Here is a 22,670-nt window from a genome sequence, read left to right on the forward strand (position 1 = left end):
CTGCAGACTTTACCAGGTCACTCAACCAAAAGTCAGGAAGTTTGCCCACCATTGCTAATTTTGCGTTCATTAATGGGTCAATCAATCTAGAGAGTCTTTTTGAAGAAATCGGGATTTTCAATACGCTTACTCATTCGGAAAAAGAACAAACAACCACTGAGTCATCTCAATTGAATCAAAGCCCTCCTCATCTTTCCCAGACAGATTCATTACAAGCCCTGTCAGACCAAAAAAAAGGACCACACCAGACAAAAAAAACCTGTGATGTGACCATCATTGGGAAGGATGGCAAGCCGAAAACATGCGGGAAGGTCTGCAAGAATACTCGAGTCCTGTCAGATCACAAAGGCAGAGCCCACACTGGGCAACAAACCTGTAGTGTTAGCGTGGTTGGGGAGGATGGTCAACAGCGGCGATGTGGAGTGGTCTGCAGGAGTGCAAGTGCCCTATCGAAACACAAAAGAATACATCGAAAACGAAAGTCTGTTGGTGTGAGCCGGGGGACGTTGAACTCAGCCCTCAAAAAAGGAAAGTGAATAAGCAATGATCTGATCCGGGATACCTTTTATAAAGTTTTGTCCGGTAAACCTTTGATTATTAAAAAGCCTTTTGACAAAAAAACACACTTGTTTTCTTGATCTATCCTTCCTCTCTGTACGCTAGAATGCAAGGATAGAATTATTAAATACCCATTCTTTGCACCAGCAATCTTGTTGCTGCTTTTGTTATCTGTCGTCTGTCAGGCCCAACCGTGGACAGGATCTTATGTTGGGCTTGAACAGAATACAGCTTTTCAAGAACAGGACTTTTATATAAATAATGACCGTCGTACATTACCCGACACCCCGTCAGACACTATCGAAACAGACGACTACGCAAGATTAGCATCGCTACCTGATAATAAACGAAACAAACCCTTCGGTAACGAGGTAAAAACGACCATCATTGAGTTGATTTCCTGGCAATGGCTTCATGCCACGAAACTGCTGGTTGCATACGAACTGATCCTGACCACCATAAACAACCCTCTAAACTCCAGCCCTTATTCCTGGGTACCTGTAGAAGTGGTTGTCGTTGTCGGTTGGCTTTTAAAAAACTGTTGGAATCCCGATTCACCTTTATTTGACCCAATCGAACAACAGACGACATCTATGTTGACACAGGAGGATTATCTGTCTGAGATCCTCATTACTATGTATGGCTATGGACAAAACCTACCACAATGCCAGCTATCAGAAGCATCCGGCCAACAAGCCCCACAAACCACTAATCCCCCTAAAGACTCTCTCACTAACCCGCTGTATTCTGGCAATGGCGGCGGTAACGGGTGCCCTGAACAACTCTCACATACTTTAGGTTTAAATTGTTTCGTTCATCCCTGTAACGGCGTTTGTCGATTCCGACCATTACCCGATGGCAAAAGGCCCCCTGAATGGACGCTGAATTACCAGCAAATCTCGTCAAACCACACAGGACCGCACCCCGGACAAGGCTTACACCCTCATTTTGCCAATGGACATAACCCCTCCCAACGACAAACGCATCAGCCTAATGATGCAACAACGCTCAAGCATTTGCCTGTCAGCAGTGATGATTTGGTTATAATCAACGGACTGCTCAATCTACATAATCAACGTTGTCCCGAAGAATCCGAAATTTCCTTCACGCTTACCCATATGACATCCCGTGCGGGGATTTCAAAAACACAACAAACAGTCGCTCACTCATACCAACTGGATCAGAGCTCATCTCATATTTCCCGGACAGACACAGTACAAGTCATAAACAATAACGGACAACTAGCCTGTGACTTAACAATAGTTGACAAGAATAGCCAGCCGAAGCCATGCAGGAAAATCTGCAAGAATGTTAATGCCTTGTCGGTTCATAAAAGCAAATTCCACACCGGACAAAAAGCCTGTTACGTGATGGTGGTCGGGGAAGATGGCCAGCAACAGCCATGCAGAAAGATCTGCAAACATGCCAGTGCTCTAACAGATCACAAAAGAAGAGACCACACCGGACAACAAATCTGTGGCGCAACAGTGATACTGGAAGATGGCCGACCACGACTATGCGGGATGGTCTGCAATAATGTCGAGGCCCTGTCGTCCCACAAAAGAAGACACCACACCGGGCAACAGACCTGTGACGTAACAGTGATCGGCGAGGGTGGCCAGCAGCGGTCGTGCGGAAAAGTCTGCAACAATAACGGTGCCCTGGCAGATCACAAATACAAGTACCACGGCGGGCAACAAACCTGTGACGTTACAGAGATCGGCGAGGATGGCCTGCAACGGCGATGCGCGACGGTCTGGAAGAACCCTAACTCCCTGAGAAATCACAAAAGAAGAAAGCACACCCTGAAAAAAAGCTGTGACGTGACCGTGACCGGTGAGAATGGCAAACAGCAGCCCTGTCGTAAGCTATTCAAAAATGCTAACGCCCCGTCATCTCACAAAAACAGAGACCACAGCAGGCAACAAACCTGTGACCTGACAGTGACCAGGGAGAATGGCCAGCAGCCTGCATGCGGGAAACTATGCGACAATGCTCATGCCCTGTCGATTCACAAAAGAATACATCGAAAGCGCAAGCCTGTTGATGCGGACCAGCCTCAGTCTTCAAAAAAGCAAAGTGAATAAGCAAAGATCTGAGCTGCGAACCCTTTAATGAGATTTTGCCCAGTAAAAGCTTTGATTATTAACAGAAGATCTATGGCAAAAAAACAGACTTATTTTCTTGATCTATCCTTCCTCTCTGAAGACGAGAACACAGGGATAGAATTATTAAACACTCACCCTTATCGACAGCAAAGTTGTTGCTATTTTTGTTATCAGTCACCTGTCAGGCCGAACCATGGACAGGAGGTTTTACTATTGAGTTTGAAAAGAATACAGCTTGTCAAGAACAAAACTTTTATATAAAAAATGACCGTCTTACATTACCTGGCACCCCACCAGATAACGTCAACTTAAACGACTACGAAAGATCGGCTTCACTGCCTGATAATAAACGAAAAAAACCGTTCAGTTACGGAGTAAAAACGACCATCGTTGAATCAATTTACTGGCAATGGCTTTACACCACGAATCTTCTGGTTGCTTGCGGATTGATCATGACCACCAAAGCCCCCCCTCCAGGCTCCACCCCCTATTTCTGGATACCTGTAGAAATGATTGCTGCTGTCGGTTGGCTTTTAAAAAACTATTGGAACCCCGATTTGCCGCTATATAACCCGATCGAACAACAAACAGCATCTATGTTGACACAAGGGGATCATCCTTTTGCGACCATCATCACAATGTATGGCTCCAGACATAACCTCCCGGAATATCAGCCTCCGGAATCATCCGGCCAGCAAGCCCCAAAGGCCAACGCTCAGCCTGCAGGCTCTCTCACTAACCCGCTCTATTCTGACAATGCCGATGGTAACGGGGCCCCTGAACAGCTCACACACAATTTGGGTTTAAATTGTTTCGTTCATCCCTGTCACGGCGTTTGCCGGTTCCGACCATCATCCGATGGCAGAGGGCCCACTGAATGGACACTGAATTCCGAAGAGGGCACGACAAACATCACGGTAGAAAAACCCGGACAAAGCCCACACTCCCATTTTGTGAATGGACACTGCCCAGTCTGCATAAGCGATTTTGACCAACTCTCTGAACGACAGACACATCAGCCTGATGACGGAGCAACGCTCAGTCATTTGACACTCAACGCTGATGACTTGATTATAATCAATGGACTGCTCAATCTTCGACATCAAAGTCCTCCCGAAGAATCCGGAGTTTCCTGGAAGCTTACCCGCCCCCCACCCCCGGTGAGGACTTCAGAAACACAACAAACAGCCACTTACTCCCCCCCATTGGGTCAAAACTCACCTCATCTTTACCAGACAGAGACAGTAAAAGTCACAAGCAATGACGAGCAACAGAACTGCGGTTTAACAATGGCCGTGAAGGATAGTCAACTGAAGCCATGCGGGACAATCAGCAAGAATGCCAGTGACCTTTCGGCTCACAAAAGCGAATACCACGCCAGAAAAAAAATCTGTGACGTGATCATGGTCGGCAAAAGTGGTCTGCAACAGCCATGCAGAAGGGTCTGCAAGCATGCCAGTGCCCTGTTAGATCACAAAAGAAGATACCACAGCGGACAACAGACCTGTGACGTAATAGTGGTCATGGAAGATGGCCAGCAGCAACCATGCGGGAAGGTCTGTAAGAATGCCGAGGCCCTGTCTACTCACAAAAGAAGATATCATACCGGACAACAAACCTGTGAAGTGACCGTGATCGGCGAGAATGGCCAACAGAAGTGTGGGAAGGTCTTCATGAATGCAAAAGCTCTGTCGAATCACAAAAGCACCTGCCATAGCAGACGACAAACCTGTAAGCTGACAGTAGTCCAAGACGGTGGCCAGCCGCGGCCATGCGGAAAAGTCTGCGACAGTAGCATTGGGCTGGCGGATCACAAATACAAGCACCACAGCGGGCAAAAAACCTGTTATGTGACCGTGGTTGGAGAGGATGGCCTTCAACGACGTTGCGGGACGGTCTGGAAGAATCCTAATTCCCTGATGAATCACAAAAGAAGACAACACACCGAAGAACAGACCTGTTACGTGACTGTAATCGGGAGGGATGGCCGACAGCGGCAATGCGGGAAGGTCTTAAAAAATACGTGCTCGCTGGCGGATCACAGATACAAATATCACAGCGGGTATCACACCTGTCATATGACCGTGGTCGGAGAGGATAGCCTTCCCCGGCAATGCGGAATGGTCTGGATGAATGCCAATTCCCTGACTAATCACAAAAGAAGATGCCACACCGGACAACAAATCTGTGAAGTGACCTTGGTCAGAGAGAATGGCCAGCTGTATTCATGTGGGAAGCTCCTGAATAATGCAAAAGCCCTTTCAGACCACAAAAGAATACATCGAAAACGCAAGCCTGTTGATACAGACCGGGACAAAAACCTCAACCCTTGATCTGACGCCAGCCATTTCATGAGGAAGACAAAAAAACACGCTTATTTTCTTGATCTATCCTTCCTCTCTATATCCCGGAACGCAAGGATAGAATTGTTAAACCTTCACTCTTTGCGGCAGTGCTGTTGCTGCTACCGTTGCTGTCTTTCGTCTGTCAGGCCAAAGCATGGACAGGGCGCTTTGCTGTTGAGTTTGAACAGAATACGGGGGTTAAAAAACAAAAATTTTCTATAAAACGTGACCAGCTCACATTGTCGGCATTGCCGGGCAACCCGTCAGACGTCACTGACACATGCGGCTATGGAGGACCGGATGCACGGCCTGATAAAAAACAACACAAATCGAGTGGTTACCGGGTAAAAACAACCATCATTGAGTCAATTTCGTGGCAGTGGCTTTACACCACGAATCTGCTGGTTGCTTACGAGCTGATCCTGACAACCAAAACCTCCCCACTGAGCTCTGGCACTTATTTTTCGGTACCTGTAGAGGTGGTTGTTGCTGTCGGCTGGCTTTTGAAAAGTTACTGGAACCTCGATTCACCCCTGTTTAACCCGATGCAACAACTCAGTCTGAGCAAACAACAAGAGGCGACACTTTTGTTGAAACAGCAGGACCATCCGTTTGCGTCCATCATTACAATCTACGGCTCTGGATATACCCCAACGCAATATCCGCCTCCAGAGTCATCCGGCCAGCAACCCCCACAAACCACTCACCTGCCAATAGGCTCTCACACTAATCCGCTGTATTCTGGCACTGGCGATGGTAATGGGAGTCCTGAACAAATCCTGCATACTTTAGGTTTAAATTGTTTCGTCTACCCCTGTCATGGCGTTTGTCAATTCCGACCATCACCCGAAAGCAGTGGGGCCGATGAGTGGCCACTCAATGATGATGCGCCAATGTCAGGGCATTTGCCTATCTCTTCTGATGACTGGGCTATGGTTAAAGGGTTACTCAATCTACGTGGTCACAGTCTTCCTGGAGAAACCGGGATTTTCTGTACACCTATACCTTCAATAGGGACTTCGGTAGCACAACCAACAAGGCAATCATTCCAATCGGGCCAAAGTCCACCTCATCTTTCCCAGACAAGCAAGTTACAAGCCCCGGAAGCACTTGAAAAGGTTTTACTCACGACATCAAACAACAAAACCTCTCAAACGGACACGCTTGAATTAGCAGCAACTTCACCTTCAGGTTATTTTCCTTTTAAAGGAGATACCCACTGCCGACGTGCCCTGTCGAACCACAAAAGAAAAAAAAATACCGTGCAACAAACCTGTAACCTGACCATTATCGGGAAGAATGGCCAGCAGCAACCATGCAGAAGTAACTGCAAAAATGCCAAGGCTCTGTCATCTCACAAAAGCAAAAGCCATAGCGGGCAAAAAGTCTGTGACGTGCCCCTGGTCGGGGAGGATGGCAAACAACGAACTTGTGGAATTGTCTGCAAGAATGCCAGAGCCCTGACGAATCACAAAAGTAAAGTGCACACGGGGGGAAAAACCTGTAACGTAACCGTGACCATGGAGGATGGTCAGCAGCGGCCATGCGGGACAGCCTGCAAGAATGCTCTATACCTCCTGAAGCACAAAAGAAACGCCCACACCGGGCTACAAACCTGTAGCATGACCATAGTCGGGAAGAATGGCCAACAGCAACCATGCGCAAAAATCTGCAAGAGCGCTCAAGCCCTGTCGGTTCACAAAAGCAAATACCACAGCGGGAAAAAAACCTGTGACGTGACAGAGCCCGGAGAAGATGGTCAGCAGCAGACATGCGGAAAGATCTGCAAGAATGCTCAAGCTCTGTCGGATCACAAAAGCAGAATCCACGGAGGACAAAAAGTCTGTGATATGACCGTATTTTTGGGGAATGGTCAGAAGCGGCCGTGCGGAAAAGTCTGCAAGAATAAACTACGTCTCCTGGAGCACAAAAGAAGTGCCCACGCCAAACAACAAACCTGTAATGCGATCATAGTCGGGAAGGATGGTCAGCAGCAGCCATGCGGGACAGTTTGCAAGAATGCCAGATGCATCTCGGAACATAGAAGAAGCGCCCACACCGGACTACAAACCTGTAGCGTGACCGTGGTCGGGAATGATGGCCAGCAGCGACCATGCGGAAGTGTTTACAAAAGTACCAAAGCCCTGTCGGATCACAAAAGTAGAGTTCACAGCGGGCGAAAAACCTGTAACGTGATCATAATCGGTGAGGATGGTCATCAGCAGCCATGCGGAAGAGTTTACAAGAATCTGGGAACCCTGCAGGATCACAAAAGAAGAATGCACAGCGGGCGAAAAACCTGTAACCAAAAAGTGGTCGGGGAAGACGGTCAGCAACGGCTATGTGGAGGGGTATGTCAGAATGTTCAAACCCTGTCAAAACATAAAAGAATACATCGAAAACGCAAGCCTTTTGATGCAGGCCTCGACAATGATCTCAACCCTTGATCTGATGCCTGCCCTTTCATAAGAAAGACACAAAAACAGACTTGTTTACTTGATCTATCCTTCCTCTCTGTATGCCAGAAAACAAGGATAGAACCATTAAACACTCACTCTTTGTGGCAGCACCGATGTTACTATTTTTGTTGTCTGTCGTCTGTCATGCAGAACGATGGACGGGGCGTTTTACTGTCGAGTTTGAAGAGAATAATGGTTCTCAAAAACAAAACTTTTATATCAGTCGTTACCATCGGACACTAGCAGACACTCCGTCAGACATTGTCGACACTAACGAATACTCAAGATCAACTTCATCGTCCGATGCTAAAAGACACAAACCCGTTGGTTGCGTGGTCAAAACGACGATTATTGAGTCGATTTCGTGGCAATGGCTCTACGCCACGAATCTGCTGGTTGCATACGAACTGACCCTGACCACCAATGACACTCCCCTGCACCCCACCCCTTATTCATGGTTAACTGTAGAGATGGTTGTCGGTTGGCTTTTAAAAAACTATTGGAACCCCGATTCGGGGCGGGTTAACCCGATTGAACAGCAGGCAGTATCTATATCGAGACAGGGGACTCATCCATTTGCGACCATCACTACAATGTTTGGTTCCGGACATAACTCGCCACAATCCCAACCACCAGAATCTTCCGGACAGCAGGCGACACAGACCACCACCCAATCTATAGGTTATTTCACTCATCTTATGCATTCTGACTCTGGCGACGGTAACGAGGGCTCTGAACAACGCTCACATACTTTGAGTTTAAATTGTCTCATACATCCCTGTCATGGCGTTTGTCGATTCCGACCACCTGATGGCAGAGAGGCCGCTGAAAAGCCACTCAATAGTGATGAGCCAAAGTTCGGGCAATTACCTGTTTCCTCTGACGACTGGTTAATAGTCAAGGGGTTATTCAATCTACGCGGTCACAGTCTTCCCGGAGAAACCGGGATTTCCTGTACGCTTACCCATTCAACATCCTCAACGGGGACTTCAGCAACACAACCAACAACAGAATCATTTCAATTAAGCCAAAGCGCATCTCATCTTTTACAGACAGCTGCAATACAAACCCTGGAAGCACCCGACAAGATTATATTCACGACACCAGACAACGAAAGCTCTCAAAAATACGCACTTGAATCGGCAGGCACTTCACCTCCGGGTTGTTTTCCTTTCAAGGGGACTAATCATTGCCAACCAGCCCTGTCGAAAAACAAAATAAAAAACGACACGAGGCAAAAAACCTGTAACCTGACAGTAGTCGGTGAGGGTGGCCAGCAACGTCTATGTGGTAGTATCTGCAAGGATATCAGAGCCCTCTGGAATCACAAAAATAGATACCACACAGCGCAACAAACCTGTAACCTGACCATAATCGGGGAGGATGGCCAGCAACGAACATGTGGAAGTATCTGCAAAAATGCCAGAGCCATGTTGACTCACAAAAACAGATACCACAGCGGGCAAAAAACCTGTAACCGGACCCTGGTCGGGGAAGATGGCCAACAGCGCCCATGCGGAGCCGTATGCAAGAATACACAAACTCTGATTCTTCACAAGAACAGAGAGCATACCGTACAAAAAACCTGTAACGTGACTGTAGTCGGGGAGGATGGCAGGCAGCGACCATGCGGAAGAGTTTGCATGACTGCCAGAGCCTTGTCGGATCATGGAAACAAAGAACACACTGGGCAAAAAATCTGCGACCTGACCGTGGTCGGAAAGGATGATCAAAAGCAGCCATGCGCAATAATCTGCAAGAACAGACTGTCCCTGCTGCAACACAAAAACAGAGTGCATAGCGGGCCACAAACCTGTGGTCTGACAATAATCGATGAAGGTGGACTGCAGAGGTCATGCGGAACGCTCTGTAAGAACTATCTGGCCCTGTCTAATCACAAAAGAAGACACCACTCCGGACAAAAAACCTGTGACATAACCGTGGTCGGGGAAGATGGTCTGCATCGGCCATGCGGAACGGTTAGCAAAAATGCCGGAGCCTTTTCAAATCACAAAAGCAGATTCCATAGGAATCAACAGTCCTGTGCAGTAAGAGTTGTAGGGGCAGACGGCCAGCAGCGGCTATGCCGAACAGCCTGTCATAATGCTCAAATCCTGTCTGAACATAAAAGAATGCATCTAAAACGCAAGCCTGTTGATGCGGACCAGGCCAATGACATCCCCCCCTGATCTGACAACTGCCCCTTCATGAGGAGGACACAAAAACACATTTCTTTTCTTGATCTATCCTTCCTCTCTGTATACCAGAATGCAGGGATAGAATTATTAAACACTCACTCTATTCGGCATCACTATTACTGCTACTGCTACTGCTACTGCTGCTGCCGGTCGCCTGTCAGGCCGAACCATTGGCAGGGCGTTTTACTGTCGAGCTTGAACAGATAACTGTCTCTCAAAAACAAAAATCTTATATAAATAGCTTTCGCCGTATATTGCCTGAAACCCCGAAAGATATTTTCGACACAAACCACTTCGCAAGATCATTTTCATCATCTTATTATAAACGACACAAACAACTCGGTTGCAGGGTAAAAACAATCATCATTGAGTCGATTACCTGGCAATGGCTCTACGCCAGAAAGCTGCTGGTTGCTTACGAACTGGTCCTGACTAGTAAAACCTCCCTTCTAAACTCCAACCCTTATTATTGGCTACCCGTAGAAGTGATTGTCGCTGTCGGCTGGCTTTTAAAAAACTATTGGCCCCCTGATTCTCCGCTTTTTAACCCGATCGAACTACAGGCGGCATCTATGTTGACACAGGATGATCACCGGCTCTCAAGCATCATTACAGTGCATGGCTCTGGAGATAACCCGGAACAATATCAGCCTCCAGAATCATCGGGTCAGCAAGCCCCACAAGCCACTAGTCATCCTGCAGGCTTTTTCACTGGTTTCCTTCATCCTGATTCAGACGGCGGTGACGGAGGTTCTGAACAACAATCACACAGTTTAGGTTTAAATTGTTTCATCCATCCCTGTCATGGCATTTGTCAATTCCGACCATTCTCCGCTGCCAGAGGGGCCACTGAATGGCCTCTGAATTCCGAAGAAAGTACAACAGGCCGCACAGGAGAAACATCCGGACAAAACACACGCCCCCATTCAACTGATGGACACTGCCTGAGCTGCATACATAATTTTGATTCTTTAAATACTGCAGATGCCCGACAAACCCCGCCTTTAGAAACATTGAATAATCCTCCTGCAATTCAACGCCAATGTGCTTCTTGCCAACAGTTTCAGCCCCAGCCTCATCAACCTGATGATGCGCGAATGACCGGGAATGTGCCTCCCACCCCTGATGATTTGATTATAATCAACGGGTTACTCGATCTGGGTAATCATAGTCCTCTCGAAAAAGCCCTGACTTCTTCTACGCTTACCCGTTTCCCTGCTCCGATAGTGGCATCAGAAACACAACAAGCAAAAGCAGGATCAACCGGACTGGGTCAACCCCCTCTTCATTTTGCCCGCACAGGCAGAGTACAAAACAAGGACAAAAGCGGGCAACAAACCTGTGTCTTGACCATAGTCGGGGAAGATGACCAGCCACGGCCATGCGGGACCACCTGCAAGAGTGCTGATGCCCTTTCGGTTCACAAAAGCAGATATCACAGTGGGCCAAAAACCTGTGACGAGATAATGGTCGGGGAAGATGGTGAGGAGCGACTATGCGGAACAATCTTTAAGAATCGCAGTGCCCTGACAAATCACAAAAGGATAAACCACAGCGGGCAACAAATCTGTGACGCGCCAGTGGTTTGGAAGGATGGCCTGCTGCAACCGTACGGTAAGATCTGCAAGAATGCTAAAACCATGTCGAATCACATGAGAGGAAAACACTCCGGGCAACAAACCTGTTCTGAAGCCCCGGGCGGGGTAGACGGCCAGCAGCAGCGGTGCGGGAAAGTCTGCAAGAACAATAGCGCCCTCAGGGATCACAAAAGAAAAGAACACAGCGGGCAAAAAATCTGTGGCGAAACTGTGGTTGGAGAGAATGAACAGCCGGGGCCATGCGGGGTGGTCTGTAAGAATGTAAGAGCCCTGATAGAACACAAAAGAATGGACCACAGCGGGCAACGAACCTGTAGCATGATCGTGGTCGGGGAGGATGGCCGGCCGCAGCCATGCGAAAAGACCTGCAAGAATATTCAAGCCCTCTACTCCCACAGAAGCAAATACCACAGCAGCCAACGAACCTGTGGCGCGACCATGCTCGGCGAGGACAACCAGGAGCGAATCTGTGGAAAGCTCTGCAATAATTCTAAAATCCTGTCGGATCACAAAAGAAGAGTCCATGGCGAGCAGCAAGCCTGTGATTTGACAGTAGACGAAAAAGATGGGAAGCAACGACCATGCGGGAAGATCTTCAGCGATACTCGCACCCTGAGGAATCACAAAAAATATGCCCACAGCGGGCAAAAAACCTGTGATCTAACAGGAGTCGGCAAAGATGGCCAGCCAAGACCCTGTGAAGTAGTCTTCAAAAATCTTCAATCTCTTTCATCTCACAAAAACAGAGTCCACAGCGGGCAAAAAAAATGTGACGTGACCTTGGGAGGAGAGAATGGCCAGCAGCAGCCATGCGGTAGGATCTGCAAGAATGCTCAAGCGCTGTCGGATCACAAAAGAAGAGATCACACCCGGCAACAATCCTGCAATATGATCGTGATCACAGAGGAGGGTCAGCCGCGACCATGCGGGATGCTCTGCAAAAATGCTCAGGAACTGTCGAATCACAAAAGAGCGCACCGAAAACGCAAACCTGCTGATGCCGACCGGAACAATGAGTTCAGTCATCAAGAAGATAAAGTGAATAAGTAAAGATCTGACTCCAGCCCATTCATGAGGTTTTACCCTGTGCAGCCTTTGATTTCTAGCAGAAGGTTTTGATAGCAAAACACGTTTATTTTCTTGATCTATCCTTCCTCTCTTTAAACCGGAAAGCAAGAATAGAATTATTAAACACTCACTCTTTGTGGCACTGCTGTTGCAGCTACTGTTGTTATCTGTCATCTGTCAGGCGGAAGTATTGACAAGAAGTTTCATAATCGAGCTTGAACTGAATGCAGGTTCTCCAAAACAGAACTTCACTATAAAACGTGGCCTGAATACATTGCCGGGTTGCCAGTCAGACATTACTGAAACAAACGGCTATTTGAGATCAGACATACCGCCTGACGACAAACCACACAAACCCGGCAGTTACGGCGTAAAAACGAACCTCATTGAGTCGATTTCATGGCAGTGGCTTTACGTCACGAATCTGCTGATTGCTTACGAACTGATCCTGAGCATCAAAGACACTCAACCGAACTCCACCCCTTATTCATGGCTGCCTGTAGAAGTGGCTGTGGCTGTCGGCTGCCTTTTAAAAGGCTATTGGAACCAGGATTCACTTTTGTTTAACCCGATTGAACGACAGGCTACATCTATGTCGACACACAAGAATCACCCGTTTGCGACCATCATCACAATGTTTGGCTCCGGATGTAACCCATCACAACAGCCGCCGTCAGAATCATCCGGCCAGCAAGCTCCACCAGCCACCACCCGGGTTATGAGCTGTTTCAGCCACCTCCTTTTTCCTGATTCAGGCGACGGTAGTGAACGCCCTGAACAACACTCACACACTTTAGCTTTAAATTGTTTCGTCGATCCCTGTCATGGCGTTTGTCAATTCCGGGCATCATCCACTGGCAGAGAGCCAGCTGAATGGCCACTTGATAATGCGCAGACGCCCGGGATTCCGTCTGCCATCTCTGATGATTTGATCATAATCAATGGATTAATCAGTCTAAGTAAGCCTGAGCTTCTCAAGGAAACCGGATGTTCTTCCACGCCTGCCCACTCCCCCCCAATGGGGACTTCAGAAACACAAGAAACAACAGGATCATCACCATCAGGTCAAAGCCCGAGCCCTCTTTCCCAGAAACGCCCAAAGCAAGCCACAGACGGCAGCAGGCAACTAATCTGTGACCTGACACTGGTCGGTAAGAATGGCAAGCAGCGACCATGCTGGTCGGTCTGCAAGAGTACTCAAGCCCTGTCAGTTCACAAAAGCAGATACCACACCGGGCTCAAAGCCTGTAAGGCAATAGTCGTCGGGAAAGATGGCAAGCAGCAGCCATGCAGAAGGTTATTCATGAATACATACGCCCTGCTGTATCACAAAAGAAGAGACCACACCGGACAACAAATCTGTGATGTAACCGTGTCCGGAGAAGATGGCCAGAAACGCTCATGCGGAAAGACCTGCAAGAATGCTCAACATCTTCTGGATCACAAAAGAATACACCACACCAGACAACAAACCTGTAACCTGACCGTGGTCGGGAAGAATGGCCAAAAGCGACTATGCGGGACGATCTGCAGAAACACTAAAGTCCTGTCGGTTCACAAAAGCAAGTACCACACCGGGCAAAAAACCTGTGAACTGATAGTAGCCGGTGACGATGACCAGTCGCACCCGTGCGGAAAGGTCTGCAAAAATGCTAAAGCTCTTTTGGATCACAAAAGAAGAGCGCACACCGGGCAACAAACCTGTGACGTAATGGTGGTCGGGCAGGATGGCCAGCAACAGCCATGCGGTACAATCTGCAAGAATGCCGGAGCCCTGTCGTGTCACAAAAGCCTCAGGCACAGGAAGCCAGAAATCTGTTACTTAACAGTTATCGGACAGGATGGGCAGCCACAACCATGCGGAAAAGTCTGCAAGAATCCCCAGGTCATGGCGAATCACAAAAGAGCGCACCGAAAACGCAAACCTGTTGATGTCGATCGGAACGATGACCTCAGTCATCAAGAAGGTAAAGTGAATAAGTAAAGATCTGACTCCAGTCCATTCATAAGGTTTGCCCTGTATGGCCTTTGATTTCTGACAGAAGGATTTGATAGCAAAACACGATTATTTTCTTGATCTAATCTTCTATCTTTAAACCAGAAAGCAAGGATAGAATTATTAAACACTCACTCTTTGCGGCACTGCTGTTGCCAATACTTTCGTTATGTGTCCTCTGTCAGGCTGAAGTGTTGACAAGAAGTTTAATAGTCGAGCTTGAACAGAGTGCAGGCTCTCCAAAACATTCCTTCTCAATAAAACGTGACCTGGATACATTGTCAGGCCACCCATCAGACATTACTGACACAAACGGCAACTCAGGATCATACTCACAGTCTGATAACAAACTACACAGGTCCGGTTATTACGAAGCAAAAGCAACCATCATCAAGTCTATCTCTTGGCAATTGCTTTACGCCACGAACCTGCTGGTTGCTTACGAACTGATCCTGACCAACAGAAAAGCTAATCCAGACTCCAATTCTGATTCATGGCTACCTGTAGAAGTATCGTTTGCTGCCGGTTCGCTTTTAAGAAGCTGTTGGAACCAGAATTCACTACTGTTTAACCCCGTTGAACAACAGGCAAAGTCTATGTTGACACAGGGAAAACACCCGTTTGTGACCATCACGACAATGTTTGACTCTGGACATAACTCACCAGAATACCCACCGCCAGACTCTTCCGGCCAGCATGCTCCACAAGCCACCACTCAGGCTGTCTTTTATTTCACTTATCTCTTGCATTCTGACTCTGGCGACGGTGACGAAGCTCCTGAACAACACTCACACACTTTAGGTTTAAATTGTTTCGTCGATCCCTGTCAGGGCGTTTGTCGATTCCGTGTATCTTCCGATAACAGAGAGTCGGCTCAATCGTCGCCTGATGATGTGCGAATGCCCGGGAACGCGTCCGTCACCTCTGATGATTTGGTTATAATCAGCGGGTTACTCAATCTGCGTAATCGTAGTTCTCTCGGAGAAACCGGAATCCCCTTTACACTTAGCCATTTCACACCCCCAATGGGGACTTCAGAAATACTACAAACGGCAACGGCATCGACCCAATTGGATCAAAGCCCACCTTATCTTTCCAAGACAGGTACAAACCTGGCAAGACACAGCGGGCAACGAACCTGTAAGGTGCCCCTGATAGAGGAAGATGGCCAACATCGACCATGCGGCAAGACCTGCAAGAATGCTCGCGCCCTGTCGGTTCACAAAAGCAGATACCATACCGGGCAAAAAACCTGTACCGTGATAGTGGTCAAAGAGGATGGTCAGGAGCAGCTATGCAGGACAATCTGTAAGAATGGTAAAGCCTTGTCAGAGCACAAAAAACGAGACCACACCGGACAACAAATCTGTGATGTAGCCGTGGTGTGGGAAAATGGCCAGCTGCAGCCATGTGGGGCTGTCTGCAAGAATGTGAAAAGCCTGTCGAATCACATAAGAAGATACCACACCAGACAACAAACCTGTGACATAACAGTGGTCGGAGTAAATGGCCTGCAGCGACCATGCGGAAGGTCCTGCAAGAATGCACAAGCTCTGTCGGTTCACAAAAGCAGAGTCCACACCGGGCAACGAACCTGCGCCCTGACAGTCATCGAAAAGGATGGCCAGCAGCGGTCATGCGGGACTCTCTGCAAGAACGCTCAGGCCCTATCGGATCACAAAAGCAGATACCACAGCAGACAGCGAACCTGTGACGTAACCCTGATCGGTGACAATGGTCAACAGCAGCCATGCGGGAAGGCTTGCAAGAATACAAAAGCCCTGTCATCTCACAAAAACAGAGAGCACAGCGGGCAAAAAACCTGCAACACATCCGTGCTGGGGGAGGATGGCCAGCCACAGCCATGCGGGAAGGTCTGCAAAAATGCTTCAGACCTGTCGAATCACAAAAGAATACATCGAAAACGCAAACCTGATGATCTGGACCGGAAGGATGACCTCAGTCTTCAGGCAGATAAAGTGAAATAATTAGCTATCTTATCTGAGCTTTCAAGAAGTTTTGCCCAGTGTAGCCTTTGATTTTTAACAGGCGTTTTTTAACAGAAAAACACACTTATTTTCTTGGTCTATCCTTCCTCTCTGTAAACCAGAACACAAGGATAGAATTATTAAACACTCCCCCTTTGCTTCACTGCTATTGCTGCTACTATCTTTTTCTGTCGCCTGTCAGGGCGAATTGTTGGCAGGATGTTTTAATGCTGAGCTTGAACAGAACCCAGTTTCTACAAGGCAGAACTTTTACATAAAGAGTGATCGTCGTACATTTTCGGAAGACCCTACAGAAGTTGCCCGTACAAACGCCTATGCAGGATCAGATTCGCTGCCTGATGACAAACGGCACAGACCGTTCGGTTGCGAGCTAAAAACAACCATCATTGAATCTATTTCATGGCAATGGCTTTACACCACGAATCTGCTGGTTGCTTACGAACTGATCCTGATTACCAGAGACACTCCCAGGTATTCCAAACCTTATTCATGGCTACCTTTAGAAGCGCTTATAGCTGTCGGCTTGCTTTTAAAAAACTATTGGCACCCCGATTCACCTCTGTTTAACCTGGTTGAACTACAGGCGGCATTTATGTTGACACCGGGGAACCGTCCGTCTGCCACCATCAGTACAATGTTTGGATCTGAACATAACCCGACACAATACCAGCCTCCAGGACCAAACGGCCAGAAAGCCCCACAAGCCACAACCTCTGCTAACGGCTATTTCACTCACTCCATCTATTTTGACTCTGGCAACGGTAACGAAAGCCCTGAACAACGCTCACACACTTTAGATTTAACTTGTTTCGTCCATCCCTGTCATGGTGTTTGTCGATTGCGTACATCATTCGATAGCAGAGAGTCTACTCAATGGCCGCTTAATGATGCGCAAATGCTCGAGAATATACATCTCACCACTGAGGACCTGATTTTAATCAACGGGTTACTCAATTTAGGTAATCACAATCTTCACGATGAAACCGGAATGCCCCATACACTTGCCCATGCCTTAACCCCAATGGGTACTTCAGAAACACAACAAACAACAGGATCATTCCAGTCGGATCACAAAACCGGGCAACATGTTTGTGACAGGACAGTGGTCAGTCAAGATGGCCGGCAGAGGCCTTGCGGTATGATCTCAAAGAATGCTAAAACCCTGTCGTCTCATAAAAGTAGATACCACACCGGCCAAAAAACTTGTGACCTGACTGTGGTCGGGGACGATGGCAGACAGCAACTATGCGGGAAGGTCTTCAAGAATGCAGCAAGTCTGTCGAGTCACAAAGGCGGACATCACACCGATAAAAAAATCTGTGACGTGGCAGTGGCTGGGGAAAATGGTCAACAACGACCATGCGAGAGGCTCTGCAAAAGTGTTCAAGCCCTGTTCGATCACAAAAGAAGAAACCACACTGGGCAACAAACCTGTAACATGACAATCATTGAGGATGATGGCCAGCAGCGGTCATGTAGAAAAGTCTGTAAGAGTTCTAAAAGTCTGTCGAATCACAAAAACAGAGAACACTCCGGACAAAAAACCTGTAACATGACAATGGTCGAGGAGGACGGCCAGCAGCGACCGTGCGGAAAGATTTGCAAGAATGCTCCATCTCTGTCGGTTCACAAAAGCAAATACCACAGTGGGCAAAAAACCTGTTACATAACCTTGGTCACAGAGGATGGCCTGCAGCGGCTATGCGGGAAGGTCTGCAAGAATACTCAAGCCCTGTCGGCACACAAAAGAATGCATCAAAAACGCAAATCCGTCGATACGGAGCAGGACAATGATCTCAGCCTTCAAAAAAGTAAAGTGAATAAGTAATACCCGATCTGATAACAGACCATGAGGTTTTGCACATTGCAAACTTTGCTTTTTAACAGAAGGTTTTAAAAAAAGGTCTTTGACATAACAAAAACGCTTATTTTCTTGATCTATCCTTCCTCTCTGAATACCAGTATACAAGGATAGAATTATTAAATACCTAATCTATGCTACATCGCTTTTGCTGCTACCGTCATTGTCTATCATCTGTCGGGCTGAACCTTTGAGAAGTCATTTTGTTGTTGAACTTGTACAGGATGCTGGTTCTCCAAAACAGAACTTTGCTACAAAGCCTGGGCGGCGTACATTTTCGGAAGACCCGTCAAACATTGCCGACACAGACGGCTATACAGAACCTGACCTGCCACCTGATGACAAACGACACAGAGTGGGCGATTACCGAGTTAAAATGACCAGCATCGAGTCAATACCCTGGCAATGGCTTTATGCCACGAATCTGCTCGTAGCTCACAAGCTGGTGGTGACCATCAAAGACTCCCCTGCGAACTCCAATCTTTATTCATTGTCCGTAGAAGTGGTTGTCGCTGTCAGTTGGCTTTTAAGCAGCTATTGGAAGCCGGATTCATCGCTGTTTAACTCGATTGAACAACAAGAAGCAACATCTATGCTGACAAGAAGAGGGCACCTGCCTGCAACCGTTACCAGAATGTTTGGCTCCAGACATGACCAACCACAACACCCTCCGTCACAATCATTCGGCCAGCACGCTCCAAAACCCACAAGCCAACCTGCAGGCTATTTCACTTATCTCCAGTATTCTGACTCTGCCGACGATAACGAAGGCCCTCAACCTCAATCACACACTTTAAGTTTAAATTGTTACATCTATCCCTGTCATGGCGTTTGTAGATTACGACCATCACCCGATAATACACATTCAATGAGTGCAGAGGCAGCAATTACTAATCCTTCCGGGCCAATCAATGATGCTGCACCAACACTCCGGAGTTCGCCTGTCACCACTGATGATTGGGTTATAATAAAAGGGTTACTCAGTCTGCGTGGTCACAGTCTTCCAGAACAAGCCGGTATTTCCTTTACGCCTTGCCATTCCAACCCCTCAATGGGAAAGTCAGAAGCACAAGAAACAAAAACAGAAGCATTCCAACCGGCCTCAAGCACAACTCATCTTTCCCGGATATCTCCAATAAGAGCGACAGACCAGAGTACGCAACCAACCTGTGAAATGACGGTGGTCGGGGAAGATGGCCTGGAATGGCGATGCGGAAAGGTTTGCAAAAATGCCAGAACCCTGCGGGATCACAGAAGAAAAAACCACACCGGGCAACGAACCTGTGAGGTAAGCGTAGTCGGGGGTCATGGCCAGCTGAGACCATGCGGGAAAGTTTGCAAGAATGCCAAAGCCCTGTCGGCTCATAAAAGCAGAAACCATACCGAGCAAAAAGCCTGTGATGTGTTAGTGTTCAGGAAAAATGGCCAGCAATGGCCATGCGGAAGGATCTGCAGAAATGCTGGTGCCCTGTCGGATCACAAAAGTGGACACCACTCCGGGCGAAGAACCTGTGACGTGCAAGTAGTCAAGGAGGATGGACTGTCGCAGCCGTGCAGTAAGATCTGCAAGAGTACTAAAATCCTCTCGGATCACAAAAGAAGATACCACTCCGGGCAACAAGCCTGTGACCTGAAAGTGATCGGGGAGGATGGTCAGCTAAGGACATGCGGCAAGGTCTGCAATAGTTCACATGCTTTGACGGAACACAAAAGGATACATAGAAGGCGAAAGCATGTAGATATGGATCAGGACAATAACTTCAGTCATGATCTGACACCCAGCCTTCCATAAAATTAATCAGCAGCAATCTTTACCCTTAAATATTGGTTCTTTTTCAAAAGGTTTTTGACAGAAAAACAGGCTTATTTTTTTGATCTATCCTTCCTCTTTGTAGACCAGAACGCAAGGATATAATTATTAAACACATACCCTCTACGTTTCTGCTGTGGACGCTTCTGTCGTTTTGCATCATCTGTCAGGCCGAATCATCGACAAGTCACTTTATTGTCGAGCTTGAACAGAATGCAGACTCTCCAAAAAAGAACTTTGCTATAAATAGCCACCGTCGTACATTACCGTGCAAACCGTCAGATATTGCCGACACAAAAGGCTATTCAGGATCAGATCTGCGACCTGAAAACAAATGCCGCAAGTCTGGCGCTTTTCGGGTAAAAACAACCATCATTGAGACTATTTCGTGGCGACTGATTTACGCCACAAATCTGCTGGTTGCTTACCAACTTATCCTGACCACCAAAGGTCCACCTCTGAACTCCAGCCCTTATGCATGGCTACCGTTAGAAGTGGTTGTCAGTTGGCTTTTGAAAAGCCACTGGAATCCCGATTCATGGCTGTTTAAACCGATTGAACAACAGGCGAGTCAGGGTCTCCCGTTTGCGTCCATCACTATAATGTTTGGCTCTGGACAAAACCAGGAACAATATTCGCCATCAAAATCATCTTGCCAGCAAGCTCCGGAGACAACCACTGCCCGTAAAGCCTCTTTTGCCCCCTCGCGCAATACAGACTATGCCGGCGGCAACGAAGACCCTCAGCAACCCTCACATAGTTTGGATTTAAATTGTTACGTTTATCCCTGTAACGGCGTTTGTCGATTCCGATCATCATCCGATAGCACCGAGCCCCCTCTGTGGACAATGAATGACGGAGAAAGCTCATGCCCCCACTTGGCTGATGGACAATGCCTGAGCTGTATAGGTCATTTGAATCCTCTACACATTACAGACTTCCAGAAAAACTCACCTTTCAAAACATCGAGTGATCTTTCTGAGATTGAACGCCGATACAATTACGACCCACAACCCGTTGGCATTGATAGCGACACTGACGGGGTCGCCATAGACAGGGTCGCCTGTACATCTGACGCCATTGTGCCACTCAACTATGACGCACCAATACCGGGAGAACGGCCTTCCACCGATAATGATTCTGTGCTTGAAGGCTCACTCGAAATGCAGAGCCATCACGGAGAAGACAAGATTATCTTTAAACTTGCCCATTCAGAAACACAAACAACAACCACTGAATCATTCGTATGGAATCAGTACCAACCTCATCACTCACAGACAGCGGCAATGCAACCTGAAGGCCACAACAGGCAAAAAACCTGTGATGCGACTGTGGTCGGGGAGGATCGCAAAGAACGGCCATGCGGGATGATCTGCAAGAATGCTCAAGCCCTGCGACATCACAAAAGAAAAACACACACCGGGCAACAAACCTGTGACCTGACCGTGGTCGGGCGTGATGGCCAGCCGCAGCCATGCGGAAGGCTCTTCCAGAATATTCAATCCCTGGCAACACACAGAAGTAGCCAGCACACAGGACAAAAAACCTGTAAAGTGATCGTGGTCGGTGAGGATGGCCTGCAGCGACCATGCGGGGCGGTCTGCAAGAATGCTAATTCCCTGACGAATCACAAAACCAGAGTCCACAGCGGGCAACGAATCTGTATCGTAAACGTAACTGGGGAGGATGGCCAGCTGCGTCCGTGTGGAGCGGTCTGCAAGAGCACTAAAGCCCGCTCGGATCACAAAAGAACCGTCCACAGCAGTCAACAAACCTGTAACATGACCGTTTTAGGGCAGGATGGCCAGGAGCGGCCATGCGGGATGGTCCTGATGAATCTACATACCCTGACGACTCATAGAAGCTATTACCACACAGGAAAAAAAATCTGTAGCGTGATCCTGACCGAGAGGGATGGCCAGCCGCGGCCATGCGGGATGATCTGCAAAAATTCTCAAGCCTTGTCGGCTCACAAAAGAAGAAACCACACCGGACAACAAACCTGCGATGTCAACGTGGCCGCTAAAAATGGCCAAGCGCGGTCATGCGGGATGATCTGCGAAAACTCTCACGCCCTGATGATTCACAAAAAAAAACATCGAAAACGCAAGCCTGTTAATGTGCAACAGAACGATGACTCAGCGGACAGAAAAAGAAAACCGTACAAGTGACACTCCCCGCCTTGTCGAGGGTGTCGCAAAACTCCAACAGCTTGTTCCCATGCTCAGAGGTCGTCATTCCCGCGAAGGCGGGAATCCAGCGCCAACGGTGGATCTCTGCCTTCTCGGGGATGACAAGGCCAAGGGGGCATCGGGCAGTATGGTTCTGGTGGTGAGTCTGTGTGGATTCCCGCCTTCGCGGGAATGACGAGAATGAAGTCGGGAATGACGAGAATGAAGTCGGGAATGACGGGAGTCAACTCGTTCCCTCGCTGGAGAGGGTTTTGCGACAGCCTCGACAAGGCGGGGAGTGTCACCAGAAGATTTTTAACAATGGAACATGCATATTTAGTGCCCGTCCGTAAACCCTCAAATACTTGAAAATAGCGACTCATAGCCTAATTTAAGGAACGAAGATCTTCCAAAACAGGCCGTTTCCGAACTTATACGCCAGACCATTAATCCACAAATGCAGCTTGGCGAGGTTGATATTTCTGCCAT

12 protein-coding genes are annotated in these 22,670 nt (G+C 47.9%); 11 read left to right on the forward strand and 1 reads right to left on the reverse strand.

Annotated elements, in window-relative coordinates:
* Positions 1–41: 41 nt before the first annotated feature.
* From P6910_RS21140 to P6910_RS21190, 11 genes are all read left to right on the forward strand, one after another.
* Positions 42–536 (forward strand): hypothetical protein, encoded by a 495-nt coding sequence (locus tag P6910_RS21140; RefSeq protein ID WP_317143236.1) that lies wholly within the window; start codon positions 42–44, stop codon positions 534–536.
* Between the two features lie 177 nt (positions 537–713).
* The gene (locus P6910_RS21145; protein WP_317143237.1) at positions 714–2,645 is read left to right on the forward strand and encodes a hypothetical protein; all 1,932 of its coding nucleotides are present in this window, start codon (positions 714–716) and stop codon (positions 2,643–2,645) included.
* Positions 2,646–2,821: 176 nt separating this feature from the next.
* Positions 2,822–4,999: a hypothetical protein gene (locus tag P6910_RS21150; protein ID WP_317143238.1), complete on the forward strand. Its 2,178-nt coding sequence runs from the start codon at positions 2,822–2,824 to the stop codon at positions 4,997–4,999.
* A gap of 125 nt (positions 5,000–5,124) precedes the next feature.
* A complete protein-coding gene (locus P6910_RS21155) occupies positions 5,125–7,458 on the forward strand; it encodes a hypothetical protein (protein WP_317143239.1) in 2,334 nt (777 codons plus the stop codon).
* Positions 7,459–7,583: 125 nt separating this feature from the next.
* Positions 7,584–9,659: a hypothetical protein gene (locus P6910_RS21160; protein ID WP_317143240.1), complete on the forward strand. Its 2,076-nt coding sequence runs from the start codon at positions 7,584–7,586 to the stop codon at positions 9,657–9,659.
* A gap of 263 nt (positions 9,660–9,922) precedes the next feature.
* On the forward strand, positions 9,923–12,316 hold the full coding sequence (locus P6910_RS21165; RefSeq protein WP_317143241.1) for a hypothetical protein: 2,394 nt from the start codon (positions 9,923–9,925) through the stop codon (positions 12,314–12,316).
* Between the two features lie 208 nt (positions 12,317–12,524).
* Complete coding sequence (locus P6910_RS21170; RefSeq protein ID WP_317143242.1) at positions 12,525–14,318, forward strand: hypothetical protein; 1,794 nt, start codon at positions 12,525–12,527, stop codon at positions 14,316–14,318.
* A gap of 206 nt (positions 14,319–14,524) precedes the next feature.
* Positions 14,525–16,318, forward strand: coding sequence for a hypothetical protein (locus P6910_RS21175; RefSeq protein WP_317143243.1), 1,794 nt, complete (start codon positions 14,525–14,527; stop codon positions 16,316–16,318).
* 211 nt (positions 16,319–16,529) lie between these two features.
* Entirely contained in the window at positions 16,530–18,167 is a 1,638-nt protein-coding gene (locus P6910_RS21180; protein ID WP_317143244.1) for a hypothetical protein, read from the forward strand.
* Between the two features lie 196 nt (positions 18,168–18,363).
* Positions 18,364–19,992 carry a hypothetical protein gene (locus P6910_RS21185; protein WP_317143245.1) on the forward strand — a complete coding sequence of 543 codons (1,629 nt, stop codon included), beginning with the start codon at positions 18,364–18,366 and terminating at the stop codon, positions 19,990–19,992.
* A gap of 530 nt (positions 19,993–20,522) precedes the next feature.
* The gene (locus P6910_RS21190) at positions 20,523–22,181 is read left to right on the forward strand and encodes a hypothetical protein (RefSeq protein WP_317143246.1); all 1,659 of its coding nucleotides are present in this window, start codon (positions 20,523–20,525) and stop codon (positions 22,179–22,181) included.
* Positions 22,182–22,234: 53 nt separating this feature from the next.
* Here P6910_RS21190 and P6910_RS21195 read toward each other — a convergent pair whose 3' ends face one another.
* Positions 22,235–22,564, reverse strand: a complete 330-nt coding sequence (locus P6910_RS21195) for a hypothetical protein (RefSeq protein ID WP_317143247.1) — start codon at positions 22,562–22,564, stop codon at positions 22,235–22,237.
* Positions 22,565–22,670: the final 106 nt, after the last annotated feature.

Source organism: Endozoicomonas sp. 8E, assembly GCF_032883915.1.
Classification (GTDB): domain Bacteria; phylum Pseudomonadota; class Gammaproteobacteria; order Pseudomonadales; family Endozoicomonadaceae; genus Endozoicomonas_A.